Origin of the sequence: Agromyces sp. NPDC058484 (genome assembly GCF_042720415.1) — a bacterium.
In the GTDB taxonomy this organism is placed as follows: Bacteria; Actinomycetota; Actinomycetes; order Actinomycetales; family Microbacteriaceae; genus Agromyces.
This window is the reverse complement of the sequence record NZ_JBHXMP010000013.1, coordinates 1-12,889: the sequence shown is the minus strand read 5'-3', so window position 1 is coordinate 12,889 and position 12,889 is coordinate 1. Positions and strand designations below refer to the sequence as shown.

At 60.4% G+C, this 12,889-nt stretch carries 13 protein-coding genes; 11 read left to right on the top strand and 2 right to left on the bottom strand.

The genetic code is table 11. The features are described 5' to 3' along the window. The first annotated feature begins 132 nt into the window (after positions 1–132). The 10 genes from ACFWN7_RS11725 (at position 133) to ACFWN7_RS11680 (ending at position 9,767) form a co-directional block, all read left to right on the top strand. The gene (locus ACFWN7_RS11725) at positions 133–1,263 is read left to right on the top strand and encodes an FAD-dependent monooxygenase (RefSeq protein WP_376938993.1); all 1,131 of its coding nucleotides are present in this window, start codon (positions 133–135) and stop codon (positions 1,261–1,263) included. Positions 1,264–1,574: 311 nt separating this feature from the next. Further along, positions 1,575–3,158 (top strand): ABC transporter substrate-binding protein, encoded by a 1,584-nt coding sequence (locus ACFWN7_RS11720; protein ID WP_376938992.1) that lies wholly within the window; start codon positions 1,575–1,577, stop codon positions 3,156–3,158. Between the two features lie 2 nt (positions 3,159–3,160). Next, positions 3,161–4,201, top strand: coding sequence for an ABC transporter permease (locus ACFWN7_RS11715; RefSeq protein WP_376938991.1), 1,041 nt, complete (start codon positions 3,161–3,163; stop codon positions 4,199–4,201). After that, complete coding sequence (locus ACFWN7_RS11710; RefSeq protein WP_376938990.1) at positions 4,198–5,040, top strand: ABC transporter permease; 843 nt, start codon at positions 4,198–4,200, stop codon at positions 5,038–5,040. The genes ACFWN7_RS11715 and ACFWN7_RS11710 overlap by 4 nt, the downstream gene beginning before the upstream one ends. Further along, positions 5,030–6,856 (top strand): ABC transporter ATP-binding protein, encoded by a 1,827-nt coding sequence (locus ACFWN7_RS11705; RefSeq protein WP_376938989.1) that lies wholly within the window; start codon positions 5,030–5,032, stop codon positions 6,854–6,856. Before ACFWN7_RS11710 ends, ACFWN7_RS11705 begins: the two co-directional genes overlap by 11 nt. Before the next feature lie 103 nt (positions 6,857–6,959). Beyond that, the gene (locus ACFWN7_RS11700) at positions 6,960–7,910 is read left to right on the top strand and encodes a LysR family transcriptional regulator (RefSeq protein WP_376938988.1); all 951 of its coding nucleotides are present in this window, start codon (positions 6,960–6,962) and stop codon (positions 7,908–7,910) included. Next, on the top strand, positions 7,910–8,440 hold the full coding sequence (locus ACFWN7_RS11695) for a GNAT family N-acetyltransferase (protein ID WP_376938987.1): 531 nt from the start codon (positions 7,910–7,912) through the stop codon (positions 8,438–8,440). Before ACFWN7_RS11700 ends, ACFWN7_RS11695 begins: the two co-directional genes overlap by 1 nt. A gap of 37 nt (positions 8,441–8,477) precedes the next feature. Next, entirely contained in the window at positions 8,478–8,852 is a 375-nt protein-coding gene (locus ACFWN7_RS11690; protein WP_376938986.1) for a hypothetical protein, read from the top strand. A gap of 430 nt (positions 8,853–9,282) precedes the next feature. Beyond that, positions 9,283–9,552, top strand: a complete 270-nt coding sequence (locus ACFWN7_RS11685) for a type II toxin-antitoxin system ParD family antitoxin (protein WP_376938985.1) — start codon at positions 9,283–9,285, stop codon at positions 9,550–9,552. Continuing rightward, positions 9,549–9,767: a type II toxin-antitoxin system RelE/ParE family toxin gene (locus ACFWN7_RS11680; protein ID WP_376938984.1), complete on the top strand. Its 219-nt coding sequence runs from the start codon at positions 9,549–9,551 to the stop codon at positions 9,765–9,767. Before ACFWN7_RS11685 ends, ACFWN7_RS11680 begins: the two co-directional genes overlap by 4 nt. 179 nt (positions 9,768–9,946) lie before the next feature. On the opposite strand, the gene ACFWN7_RS11675 is transcribed toward ACFWN7_RS11680, so the two are convergent. Then, positions 9,947–10,420 (bottom strand): hypothetical protein, encoded by a 474-nt coding sequence (locus tag ACFWN7_RS11675; protein WP_376938983.1) that lies wholly within the window; start codon positions 10,418–10,420, stop codon positions 9,947–9,949. Between the two features lie 412 nt (positions 10,421–10,832). Between ACFWN7_RS11675 and ACFWN7_RS11670 the strand changes: the two genes are divergently transcribed. Continuing rightward, positions 10,833–11,306, top strand: a complete 474-nt coding sequence (locus ACFWN7_RS11670) for a hypothetical protein (RefSeq protein ID WP_376938982.1) — start codon at positions 10,833–10,835, stop codon at positions 11,304–11,306. Between the two features lie 21 nt (positions 11,307–11,327). Here ACFWN7_RS11670 and ACFWN7_RS11665 read toward each other — a convergent pair whose 3' ends face one another. Further along, positions 11,328–12,563 (bottom strand): IS110 family transposase, encoded by a 1,236-nt coding sequence (locus ACFWN7_RS11665; RefSeq protein ID WP_376938981.1) that lies wholly within the window; start codon positions 12,561–12,563, stop codon positions 11,328–11,330. Positions 12,564–12,889 lie beyond the last annotated feature (326 nt).

Below are 12,889 nucleotides of genomic sequence, written 5' to 3'. Positions count from 1 at the left end.
AGGTAGCTCGCCGATTCCGGTGCCATTTGCTTTATCTATCACAACTATCGAAATAACGTACTTGACCTATCACCCGGTCCCCGAGAAAGTTGAATCAAGACTTGAGACTCGGAGCACGGAGCACGGAGAAAGATGAAATCGCAATCACGTGAAGTTCTGATCATCGGCGGAGGCATCGGTGGTCTGAGTCTTGCTTCGGGCTTGGCCGACCAGGACTGGAAGGTGAAGGTCGTTGAACTCGGAAACGGCCTTGCTGGAGGCTCGGGACTCGGTTTTCCCGCGTACGCCTATGACGCGCTCGGCTACCTGGGACTGCAAGAACCGGTCTCCCGTGTCGGATTCAGCAACACCAAGGTCAAACTGTGTGACGCGAACGGAAATCTCATCCGCGTCAAAGTGCACGACCAGATTCCAGGGCGCGAAGGCCCTGTCGAGCTCATGCTCGGGCGCCCTGCGCTGATCGATACACTCCGCGCGGAAGCACTGAATCGCCAGGTTGAGATCTCATACAACACGACGTTCCTTCGGATCGAGGAGCAGGGATCGGCAGTTCGCGTCTGGTTCACGGATGGATCTGTCGGCGACTTCGACCTGGTCATTGGAGCTGATGGCCTCAATTCCGCAGTTCGCCGTGAGTATGTCGCACCCGGTCTGACGCCTAGAGACACAGAAGGTGGCTTCTTCCGCACCCTCGTGCCGCTCTCAGACACCCTCTCCGAGGCCTACGCCTTCGAAGGCGAAGAGGGGCTCGTATACACCTACCCCTCCGGTTCAGGCGTGGTGTACGCCGGGATCTTTGTCGCCAACTCCCGCGGATACTTGAGCGATGACGAAGCTCGGGACGAATTCGTTCGCATCCTGGAGACATTCTCGACTCCCCAGACCGCCGCACTTATCGCCGAGATTCGCGATTACAAGGCGCCCGTGAATTTTCGCGGGGTTCAGGCACTGTTCGTCGAGGATCCGGTCATCGGGAGGGTGGTCCTCATCGGTGATGCTGCCCACACGATGCCGCCGAACCTTGGTGGAGGGGGCAGCATGGCTGTCGAGGACGCATCTGTACTGTCACGGATGATCGGGTCGGTCGACTCGAAGGAAGTCCCGAATGTCCTTAAGGAATATTCGGCGCGCAGGCACCCCCGGGTGTCGCGGGTCTTGAAGGACTCCTGGACAGTTTTCAGCAACGGCCCCTCGCTCGACAACTGGGGTGGTCGCAAGGAACTGAAGACCGCATACACGGCCTGGATCAACACACCCGCCTAACGAAGGCTCAAGCGCGTAGTTTACTCGTCGAACGCACCGCTCGCCCTCCGGGGCGGCTAGCACCCTTATCTCCTAGGTCTTTCGCTCAATGAAGAGAGGAACCACCCAAGTAAAGAACACCCGTGAAGTGCCAACGATTTGACCAGAACCAAATCTCTGCTTGCCCGCCCGGATCTGCCGCGACGTTTCTAATCTTCAACGTCCCCAACCGGGAGCAGCGACTCAACAAGGCAAGACTTGGCGAAACTGATGGCCGCCACCTAAGCGGACGACTTCAGTTCTTGGGAAGCCCTTGCTAAAGGGGAAAGAAAATGGAATCGAACTTTGTTGCCTCCGGCCTGTCCCGCCGCACGTTCATCCAGACTGGGGCACTAGGACTCGCCGTAGTCGGCGCTATGAGCCTTGCAGGCTGCACGCCGGGGCCCGCTGGAACGCCATCAGGCGCAGCCACCGAACCGATCCGAGGCGGTCGCCTGAAGATTGGAATCGTCGGAGGCGGTTCTTCGGAAGTCATCAGCGAGTATGCCGGGCCAACCTCAGTTGACCACGCGAGAGCAGCTCAGGTCTACGACACTCTTGTGGGTATGAAATCCGACCTCACAGACTGGGAACCTGGGCTGGCGGAAGACATGCGCGTGAGTGATGATTCCCGTGTCATGACGATCTCGCTTCGTGACAATGTGGTCTTCCATGACGGCCAGCCGCTGACTTCCGAAGACGTCATTGCGAACCTGGTGGCGTGGGCGGATCCTGCCAACAGGAACTATGCGGGTTTGGGCGAGAAGTACGACGCGACTAGCGTGCGGGCCTTGGACAAGCTCACGGTCGAGGTGCAATTCAAGGAGCCTTGGGCCCGTCCCCATCCGCTTTTCACAATGCCGAGCTGCGGCATCGCCTCGAAGAACCGCGGGCAGTTCAACGGCACGGGACCATTTGTTGTTGAGAACTTTAGCCCCGGCAATAGCAGCCTCATGAAGCGGAACCCGAACTATTGGGAAGAAGGCAAGCCGTACGTCGATGAAGTGGAGATCCTCTCCTTCAGTGATTCGGATGCACTCATCAACGCGACGAAGTCCGGTGAGGTACACGGTATGGCCACCGTGCCGTTCTCTCAGGTGCCGGGCTTCGCCGCAGACCCTCAGTTCGCGGTACTCGACGTACCGTCACCGACGAACAGCTCTTTCCTTGTGAGGACTGACCAGGGACCTTTCCAGGATGTCCGGGCACGTCAAGGTCTGAAGCTCTTGGCGGACCGCCAGCAACTCGTGGACGTTGCGCTCCTGGGATTCGGTGAACCAGGAAACGATCTTGTGGGCCCGGGACTTCCGTTCTTCGACAACACTGTGCCGGTACCGCAGCAGGACGTCGACGAGGCCAAGTCTTTGTTCAAGGCGGCTGGCCTGGGGAAGGAGACTATCACCCTCCATACGGCAGATGTCGGCCCGGGGATCGTGGAGTCCGCCGTGCTTTTCGCAGAGCAGATCAATAAGACCGGTCTCCTGGATGTCAAGATCCAGAAGGAAGAACCGGGTGCTTTCTACGATCCTTCGCAGATCTGGATGAAGATGAACTTCACCCAGTCGGAGTTCGCACCAGTGCGCTCCCTCTCGCAGGGATACAGCTTGAGAACCTTCGCATTCAACGAGACGCATTGGGCGGGGCCGGAACGCGACAAGTTCGCAAAGCTCCTGACTCAAGCTGAAGCGGCCAATGATGCTCTCGCGACGGAGATCTGGGTGGAGGCGCAACAGATTTGGCGTGAGCAGAATGGCTATCTCACGTGGAACTCGCTGCGCATCATCGATGTACTTGGAGCGCGCGTTGCGGGAACGGTGCCCCACTCCGGTGGCCCGCTCGGGAATTATCGATTCCTCGACATGTGGTTCACGGGTTAGTCATGTCAAGCGCTCCGACCACCAAAGCGACGCGTGTCCGAGAGGCATACGCGCGAAGTGACAATGACCGAAAAGCGATCTTCATCTACATTGTTCGCAGGGTTCTCTCCGCTCTCGGCACGCTGTTCCTCATCTCCGTGATCGTGTTCCTAACGGTTTCACTGCTGGGCGGTGACAGTGCGTCAGTGCTTCTCGGACGGGACGCCACGCCCGCTGCGCTCGAGGCAGCTCGTCAGACGCTTGGTCTCGACCAGCCACTCTATGTGCGCTACCTCGAGTGGCTCGGTGCTTTTGTCCAGGGAGACTTCGGCGCCACCTCAGCGAGCCAGCTGGCGGGCCAACCTGTTGAAATTGCCGATCTCATTGCCGAGCCGCTACGCAACAGCGCAATACTCGCGATGATGACCTTTGTCATCGCTGCACCGATCTCCCTATGGCTCGGAGTTACTTCGGGGATGCGGGAAGGCAAGGGTTCGGACCGAACAGTCTCCAGTGTGACGCTGGCCCTGGCATCACTTCCTGAGTTCGTGTTGGCGACGCTGCTGACCTTCGTCTTCTTCTACCTGCTTAGGTTGCTGCCGCCCGTCTCCTTGATTCCAGATGGTTCAAGTCCATTCGAGAGGCCCCTGACGTTGGTTCTGCCGGTCCTTACGCTTGCCTTGGGCCTACTTGCGGTTACAATACGGCAGGTTCGTGCCGCGGTGATCGAGGTGGCCAAGCAACCGTATGTGCAAGCTGCACGATTGAATGGGTACCCGAGGTCAATTGTGACCTCCGGCTTCATTCTGCGAAACTCTCTCGCGCCGGCTGTTCAAGTACTTGCGTTGGTACTGATCTACCTCTTCGGTGGGGTCATCGTCGTCGAGCAGGTCTTTGCCTATCCAGGTATTGGCAACATCCTCGTCCGCGCGGTGACCGAGCGTGAAATCGCTGTCCTTCAGGCGGTGACCATGATCATCGCAACGCTCAGCGTCACGCTTTCGTTGATCGCGGACCTTGCAGTGCTCTTTCTTGTACCAAAGCTGAGGACAAGCGCGCGATGAATACCGTCTCTCGATTCACGCTACGAGGCGGAGCCTCCCTCGCCATTCTGGCCTTCGTGCTCCTGTTGGTGTTGCTGGGTCCGCTTGTCGCTCCCTACTCCCCTACGGAGATCGCGGGGCCCCCTCTCTCCGGTCCTACCACTTCGAATCTTCTCGGCACAGATACGCTTGGCCGCGATGTTCTGAGCAGGATTCTCCACGGTGGACTCCTCCTTGCCCTCCTGGCGCTCGCGTCCACTCTCATTACGTACCTCATCGCCATCCCTATCGGAATGGCCGCAGCGGTAAGCAAGGGAGCCATCGATGACGTGCTCATGAGGGGTGTGGACATTCTCGTCGCGATCCCGGCGCTTCTCACGCTGCTGGTTGTGCTGAGTGCTAGTGGGAATAGCTTGCCAGCAATCGTCCTCGCCACAGCCGTCGTGCGAGTGCCGCTCGTTGCCCGGGTGACTCGCGCCGCTACATCTGAGGTCTATGCGAAGGAGTTCGTCGAAGCAGCGATTGTCCGCGGAGAGCGCACCTCGTCGGTGCTGTTCCGAGAGGTTCTCCCAAACATCCGAAACGATGTGTTCTCCACCGTCGGGCTCAGCTTCACCGCGGCGGTTCTTCTCATCTCCAGTCTCAACTTCCTGGGTGTTGGCATTCAGCCGCCGACCCCGGACTGGGGAATCATGATCTCGGAGAACAGAAGCATCTTTACGATCAATCCATATTCGGTACTGGTTCCATCGCTTCTCCTCGCCCTGCTAACAATCGGCATTTCGGGAACCTGGGACGCATTCCAAAAACCCAATTCAGCGTCGCGCAGAAGAACAGCGGAGTTGCAGAATGAAAACTGATACCCATACAGCGCCTCGCTCTCTTGCGGGTCTCACCGACGTCACCATCGCGACCGATTCCGGGTACAAGATCGTTGAAGGGGTCACGCTGACCGTTGGTCCTGGCGAAATTCTCGGCCTCGTCGGCGAGTCTGGTGCCGGCAAGTCAAGCGTCGCTCTTTCATTGCTCGGCTACGTTCAGCCAGGCGCTCATTTCGAGTCCGGTGTGATGTTGATGGGCGACAGCAGTTTCGAACTCGGGGCCGATCGAAGCATTGACAAACTTCGGGGCACGAAGGTAGCGTATGTGCCCCAAGAATCGGGCGTGTCGCTCAATCCTGCGACCCGCGTGGGTCGAGCACTCGCCTTGATGCGCTCAACTCACGGAATGAGCAGTACCCCAAGAGAGATCGAAGAACTGCTCGAGAGCGTCAGCCTTCCGTCCTCAGAGACCTTCCAGCAGCGATTCCCGCACCAGCTCTCGGGCGGACAACAGCAACGACTGAGCTTGGCGCTTGGCATCGCGTGCAACCCCGAGGTTCTGGTCCTGGACGAAATCACGACCGGGCTCGACGTGGTCACCCAGGAAGCGATCCTGAAGCTGGTGACTTCTCTCGCGAGAGCCAACAAGATTGGCATCGTGTACATCACGCATGATCTCGCCGTGGTTTCCCAGATCGCCGATCGAATCGCGGTGCTGTATGCCGGCGAAGTTGTGGAGTGGGGTCCGACCGCAGATGTTCTGCGCTTGCCTCGTCACCCGTACACGAAGGCCCTTATCGAAGCAGCTCCGAACCATCGGAGACCATCGCACGTTGTCCCCCTGCGTGGAATTGCACCATCCCTCGGGGTGCGCCCAGCTGGATGTCGTTTCGCTCCTCGTTGTGAGCTCGCCACAGAACGGTGTACTGCGGAAAAGCCGAGCCTCGACGATTGCGGCGAACAGCACAAGGTCAGATGCTTTCACTCCGATCGCGTTGGCCCGATTCTGGAGGCCCGAGCGCGTGCAACGCAGGTCAGCGACGGCGCCTCCGAGGTCCTGCTCTCAGTGGAGCGGCTCAGTGCCAGCCACAAATCTCACCATGGGAGGATCACGGTAGCTCGAGAAATCTCATTTGGAATCCGAGAGGGGCAGTGTCTGGCGCTCGTCGGAGAGTCCGGCAGCGGCAAGACCACAATCGCCCGATCCATTGTCGGCCTCCATCGAATCGACTCCGGAACCATTCGGCTCGCTGGCGAAGTTATCTCAGACATGATCCGGCAGCGCAGTGTCGCTCAAAGGCGGGACCTACAGTTCATTTTTCAGAACCCGCGTGCAGCACTCAACCCCAAGCAGACGATTGCTGAGATAGTTTCGCGCCCGCTGCGCACGTTGAGATCCATGCGCGGAAAGGTTCTCGAAGCAGAGGCTCGATCGCTGTTGGATGAGGTGAGATTGCCCGGGAGTACGGCGGGAAAGTATCCGAGTGAGCTTTCGGGCGGCGAACGCCAGCGCGTGGGTATTGCGCGAGCGCTTGCTGCCTCACCGAGAGTTCTGGTCTGCGACGAGGTCACCTCAGCGCTCGATGTCTCAGTTCAGGCGGCAGTCTTGGAACTTCTTCGCGAGCTCAGCGATAGCCGGGGACTCGGCATGCTCATGATCACACACGACTTGGGAGTCGTCGCTTCGATTGCGCACGAGGTCCTAGTACTGAAGGACGGGGAGATCTGTGAGCACGGTGATGTGCGGCAGGTTCTCACCTTACCCCGACAGGAATACACGATGAGGCTTCTCGAAGCTGCCCCGAGCCTTCATCAGGACTGGACCGGGACGCCGGGTCAACCCAAGTTGGCGTGATTGCCGGCATCCGCCCCTCTTCACGGCAATGGCTACCATTGCCAAGTCGGGGCAACCTTGACAACGCACAGTTCACCGCGCGCAGGAGGATAGGAGGTCAAGAGTGGTCCTGTCAAAGATTACGGTCCGTCAGTTGAACTACTTCATGGTGGTCGCTGAACTCGGTTCGCTCCGAATGGCAGCAGCGAGTCTCTACGTGTCACAACCGACGCTTTCGAATCAGATCGCCCAGCTCGAGCGGGAGATCGGATCTCCCGTATTCACTCGGCGGCCAAGAGGCGTGCTCTTGACGTCAACCGGCCGAGCGCTCCTGAAAGAGGCGCGAATCGCGGTCGGGGCAGTAAGCCGGGCAGAGCGCGTCACCAGGCTCCTTGCCGAAGGAAGCTTTGGTGAGTTGAGAATCGCAACCGTCCAGAGCCTGGCCGCCGGAATTGTGCCTCGGGCGCTTGAACGATGGCGAGAGGACCATCCAGGCGGTCTCCTGACACTCGCCGCCTTCAATGACCCGCGCAAGCTCGAGCTGGAATCCGTTACCGGCCTTTTTGACCTCGCGATCGGACCGGTGCCGTCAATGAATGCCACGCAACTCAGCATCGGTCGGGAGGAATTCGTTGTCCTGCTTCCTCGGAGTAGCCAGTTGCTCTCGCGGGCAGAAGTTGAACTGCGAGACTTGGAGAGGACACCCTGGGTGCTTTTCGAGTCGGCGAATGGCCTTTCTAGATTGCACACTGAGCTCTTTGAAAGTCGAGGGCTCCACGTCGAGGGCGCCGCCTACGTGACCCAAGTCGACGTCGCAATCAATCTCGCAGTAGCTGGCTTGGGTCCGACGCTTGTTCCATTGAACGTCATTCCGGAGCACCTTCGAACTCTCGCCCGCCCATTCGTGGGTGGTCACGTCAGGGAGCTTGCGGTCTATACCCCGGGAGAGTTCGACGCACTCGCTCGCTCCTTCATTGGGGCGCTGAGAGACGTCGTCGGCGAAGAGTTTCAAGGCATGTACGAACAGCGAAACGAGCGCCAATTTCGCGACCAAACTGAAGGGCGTCGAACCTAATGATCATCGTGCGGGCGGGTGAGCAGCGGGATGCCGTCGAATGGGCCGAGCTCTATCACGGCTTCCGGGTATTCCACCATCTACCGAGAGACGAGCGCATCGTCGATCGGGTCTGGGAATGGGTTATGGATTGCTCGCACCCAAGCCGCCTGATTGTTGCCGAGTTGGACGGACAGATCGTCGGATTCGCGCAGTTCCGATTGTCCCCGAGGACAATCCTCGGGGACCTCTTGATGAACCTCGATGATCTCTACACGTCTCCAATTGTGCGCGGTCGGGGCGTGGCCTCGGCGCTCTTCAGCGAGCTGGAGCGTGTCGCGCGCGAGAACGGGGCGGGTGAAATCCAGTGGGTCACCAACCCATGGAATGAGGTTGCCCGTTCGTACTACCGCCGGATCTCTGAGGAAACCGACTGGGTGACGTATCGCCAAGTATTGGTGACTGATCCTGTCGAGGGTCAGGCGGGAGTTGGTGAAGCGGCAAGCAATCAAGGACTCGGCGGACCAGAAACGAAACGGCGGCTCGGATGAATGATTAGTCGAGGCTTTCGGTAGCGCGGATCTTGCCATGAGCCTCGCTGATGCCGAAGGAAAGCGGTGTGGGCCGTGGCGCTCGGTGGCGGTTGGACGTGCTTCAGTTGAGGTCGACCCTGAGGGTTTTCCGCCTACGCTGTCGATCATGCCCCCGGGGTGGGAAGTTCCCATCGTCATTGCAAAGCTCGATCTCGCCTATGTGAGTATCGGAGAACACTGGAGCGTCGAGCTCGATTGGAAGGAGGAAGCGTTGCGCGACCTTCTCATCGATATCTCACGGTCCGGCGCTGTCGTGTACCGGGTTGGATTCCTATGGAAGAGTACGGTAGGAACCGAGATTCCAGGCCGGCAACGATCAGGAGTCGCTTATCTTCCCTGGATGCCAAGCGGCGATTCGTCGGGCGACTAAGCCTCGATTCGCAGGCTCTTGAGTGGTCAGGGAGGGTCGAGTGTGGCTGAGCCTTGATTGCTGTTTCGGTGGCTCCGGTGGACTGGCCGCTCGGCTGTCAGGGGCGCCTTGAGTGCTGATTGAGATGCGCGCTTTCGGTCGCTGCGGACAGCGTGAGCTGAGCCGACAGCGACAGGGCACGCGCAACGGGGGCCTCAGACCTCGACTGGGTCGCTCAAGAACTCAACGACCGACCCCGCAAACGACTAGCGTTCAAGAAACCGATCGAACTGATCGGCGACCTACTGTTGCGATGACCGCCAGAATCCGCCGATCCGCTTGCGGACGCTCACGAGCCGCCTGTGTCCACGCGAGTTTGGCACCCTCTCCATCATTGCCCACCGCCCAGTATGGGGAGTAGGATTTAGTCCTACTGAGTTTGGGAGCGATCATGCGCACGACTCGACAGCTGAGTATCACCCTTCCGAACGAGATGGCTGACGCGCTGCGCCAGCGCGTGAGTTCGGGTGCCTATGCGAGTGAGAGCGAAGTCGTGCGCGATGGTTTGCGTACGTTGTTCGCGCGAGACCAGGTGCTCGAGTCGTGGCTCCGCGAGGAGGTCGTCGGTGCTTACGACGCGCTCGTCGCCAATCCTTCCGCCGTGGTGAGCATCGATGACGTGCGCGCGCGGCTCTCGGCGAAGCACTCTGAACAGAAGTGAGCCGATACCGGGTTGTGTTTCGGCGGGAAGCACTCGAGCACCTCGAGGAGCTGTACGACTTCATCGCCGACGCTGGCGCACCCGACAACGCCGCAGGCTTCACCGAGTCGATCGTCTCGTTCTGTGAGGGTCTCGCCGATTTCCCTCACCGCGGTACAGCGAGGATGACCTCCGCCCTGGACTGCGGACGATCGGCTTCCGCAAGCGCGTTGTGATCGCATATGCCGTCATCGACGAGACTGTGGCGATCGTCGGCATCTTCTACGGCGGCCGCGATCACGAACGATTACTGCGCGGCACTGAATAGTCCCTGGAGCGTCCCGACAGCGGATGGGTTCGCGGGCGGACGCTCCAACGGCTCCATCCTGTTGAGACTCCGATTGCGGCCGTGGAGTCACGACGGGGGTTGGATGAAGAAGACACTCCAGATGAGCAGCCAAGCACCGTTGGCCGCGAGGAGCACGAGGCCGACACGGAGGAGTGCGCGGCTGGCACGGGGCGGCGCTGACTGGATGTAGTTGTCCAGAATCCAACCGATCGCGACGATCAGGGCAGACGCCGCGGTAAGAACAGCAGGCACCGTGACCGAGGCATCGATCCGTGGGATCGGCGACAGTCCGAATCCCGAGAAGAGGAGGGTTCGCCCGATCAAGGCCAGCCCGGTCGCCACGACCCCGGCAGTCACCCATCGACTCGTTCGGACGCGGCGTGCACGACCAACGAGCGCGAGCACGAGCATGCCGACGAGTACAACGATGAGCAGTATCAGCGCGCTTTGCAGCGCCACCGACTCGCGCGATTCCGGCGGGCAGGTGCTTGGATAAGACGCCGCGCAGACTTCGCTGACAGGCGCGATCAGGGCGAGCACAAAGAACGAGGCAGCACCGGCCGCGAGCGGGGGCCACTACGCCTTGATCCGTGTGAGGAGGCGGGCATCTGGGAGCACTGGAGCGTCCATGTCCGTCAGTCTCTGGGTACGCCGAGCGATGCGGAACCCCGGGCGCGAGATCGTTTCTGAATCCATGCCCTACCTAGTTCAAATCGTAAGGATCTGAATACAACGCCGCGTTGTAGCCCACTCGGAGCACCACCCGCACCTCGCCCGCTGAACGATCCGCTAGCGACCAGTAGCATCACGAACGCTAGATTGTCTGAATGACTGCCGTGCCGTCGGGCCCACGTCCCGTGTACGTGCTCGGAGCGGGCTTCTCCAAGGCGATAAGCGCCGAGATGCCCATCACCAACGAGCTTGGCCAAGAGCTCAAGGAAACGGCTCGCCGATGAAGTTCGCTTTGATCTTCGCGAAGATCAGTCATTCGAGGACTGGCTCACCCTGCAAATTACTCCGCTTCCGTTCCTCGAGGGATTTGCAAACAGTCGCCGTTCAGCGGGTGATTGCTGAGATCGCAACGTTTCTGGATGAGCGGAGCAAACGTGCTTCCACGATCGAGTCTCCGGTCTGGCTGAGACAGCTCGTCTCATTGTGGGACGCGGAGCGGGCTGCGGTGCTGACGTTCAATTACGACACCCTCCTAGAGCGCGCGGTGAATGGAAGTACCCCAGTTACCGGTGCGGGCTCGGACAGTCTTCAGCTAGTTCTTGGCGACCGCGTCGTGTTTCCAGCTCCACCGGCGACACAGCCTCAGTTCGCAGGCGACGCTGGAGCGCCACATACCGCCGATTCCTTCCAAGTGCTCAAGCTCCACGGCTCGCTTGCCTGGTACTGGGCGGGCTGGCGATTCGAACGGCTCTAGTACGAGAGTAGAACGCGACGTTCAGGCGGCGACTGGGGTGATCACCACGTTGTAGCCGAGAGCTTCGAGGTCGCGGATGGCTCGTGCGCGGGTTCGTTGCGGGTCGCGTTGGGTGTAGTAGTCGGCGCCGAGTTCGTCGTAGGCTTCACCGTTTCGGAGCATGTGCCAGGCCGCGGTGAGGATGCTGTGCTGGATCGCGACGATGGCGCGGGGCTTACCTCGGCGTTTGACCAAGCGCCGGTAGCGGGCGGCGAGAAAGGTGCCCTTCGAGTGGGACGCCGCCAGCGCGGCAACGCCGAGTGCGCCTTTGAGGTATTTGTTGCCGTCGGTGGTGTGTGAGGACTTCATCTTCCCGGCCGACTCGTTCTGCCCTGGACAGACCCCGGCCCACGACGCGAGATGCGCGGCCGTTTCGAACATGGTCATGTCCGCGCCGGTCTCCGCGATGATGACGTCGGCGACGAGGACGGACACACCCGGGATCGTCACGAGGACATCCCGGGCGGCCTGAAAGGGCAAGATCGCCTCCTCGATGCGTTCGGTGAGCCGGTCGATCATCGCCTGCTGCTGCTCGATCTGGTTCAGGTGTTCGTGGACCATGAATGCGTGGTGTTCGGTGAACCGACCCACGAGCGCGTCTTCGAGTTGCGGGATCTTGTTCCGCAACACCCCTTTCGCGAGATCTGCGAGCACGACCGGGTCGCGTTCCCCATCGGCGAGGGCTTCCAGCATCAGCCGACCGGATACCCCGGTCAGTTCCGACACCACGGCGGACAGTTTGATCCCGGAGGACTCGAGGAACTTCTCCAGCCGCTGCTCCACCCGTGTCATGTCCCTGGTGGCGAGCGTGCGCGCCCGGGTCAGATCCCGCAACTGACGGACGGGTTCAGGTGGCACGAACGACGTGCGCAGCAGCCCGTGCGCGGCCAGCTGCGCCAGCCAGGCCGCGTCGGACACGTCGGTCTTGCGTCCGGGGATGTTGCGGGCCTGCTTCGCGTTGACCAGCATCACCGGCAGCGTGTCCTCCATCAGGTAGTAGAACGGCTTCCAGTAGTCGCTGGTCGCTTCCATCACCACCACCGTCACCCGTGACGCGGTGAGCACGTCGATCAGCTCGAGCACCTGAGAGGTGGTCGCACCCCACGTCGTCACCGTCGTCACGAACGTGCCGGTTTGCTTCCCCGGCACCCGGACGGCGACCTTCGCATCGCGTTTGGAGATATCGATCCCCGCCGCCCGTTCATGCACGACATCCATGACCCCAGCTCCTTCCACAGCAGTGACTGACAGCACCGGCCGCGGGAAGGACAGGGATCAAAGAATGGAATCTAGTACACGTGCTCGAAGCAACAATCCACGGTTCCCGTGGCAGTCCTCCACGTCAAGCTACCCTTCGGGCTCGACCGCACCATAGACGACCGACGTGACCGCGACCGGCACCACCAGCATTCACCCGGCGACGCGAGCAAACAAGAGGCGACCACGCTGTGTCAACGGCCAGTAGGAAGTGCCCATCGGCGGCCAGCAGAAGTGCCCGCTGGTGGCCAATAGAACTGCCCATCTGCGGCCAGGAGTTCTGCCCA

Excerpts from the sequence above, each read along its gene's own strand:
- ACFWN7_RS11725 (WP_376938993.1), top strand. The coding sequence starts at position 133 with ATGAAATCGCAATCACGTGAAGTTCTGATCATCGGCGGAGGCATCGGT.
- ACFWN7_RS11720 (WP_376938992.1), top strand. The coding sequence starts at position 1,575 with ATGGAATCGAACTTTGTTGCCTCCGGCCTGTCCCGCCGCACGTTCATC.
- ACFWN7_RS11715 (WP_376938991.1), top strand. The coding sequence starts at position 3,161 with ATGTCAAGCGCTCCGACCACCAAAGCGACGCGTGTCCGAGAGGCATAC.
- ACFWN7_RS11710 (WP_376938990.1), top strand. The coding sequence starts at position 4,198 with ATGAATACCGTCTCTCGATTCACGCTACGAGGCGGAGCCTCCCTCGCC.
- ACFWN7_RS11705 (WP_376938989.1), top strand. The coding sequence starts at position 5,030 with ATGAAAACTGATACCCATACAGCGCCTCGCTCTCTTGCGGGTCTCACC.
- ACFWN7_RS11695 (WP_376938987.1), top strand. The coding sequence starts at position 7,910 with ATGATCATCGTGCGGGCGGGTGAGCAGCGGGATGCCGTCGAATGGGCC.
- ACFWN7_RS11690 (WP_376938986.1), top strand. The coding sequence starts at position 8,478 with ATGAGCCTCGCTGATGCCGAAGGAAAGCGGTGTGGGCCGTGGCGCTCG.
- ACFWN7_RS11685 (WP_376938985.1), top strand. The coding sequence starts at position 9,283 with ATGCGCACGACTCGACAGCTGAGTATCACCCTTCCGAACGAGATGGCT.
- ACFWN7_RS11670 (WP_376938982.1), top strand. The coding sequence starts at position 10,833 with ATGAAGTTCGCTTTGATCTTCGCGAAGATCAGTCATTCGAGGACTGGC.
- ACFWN7_RS11665 (WP_376938981.1), bottom strand. The coding sequence starts at position 12,563 with ATGGATGTCGTGCATGAACGGGCGGCGGGGATCGATATCTCCAAACGC.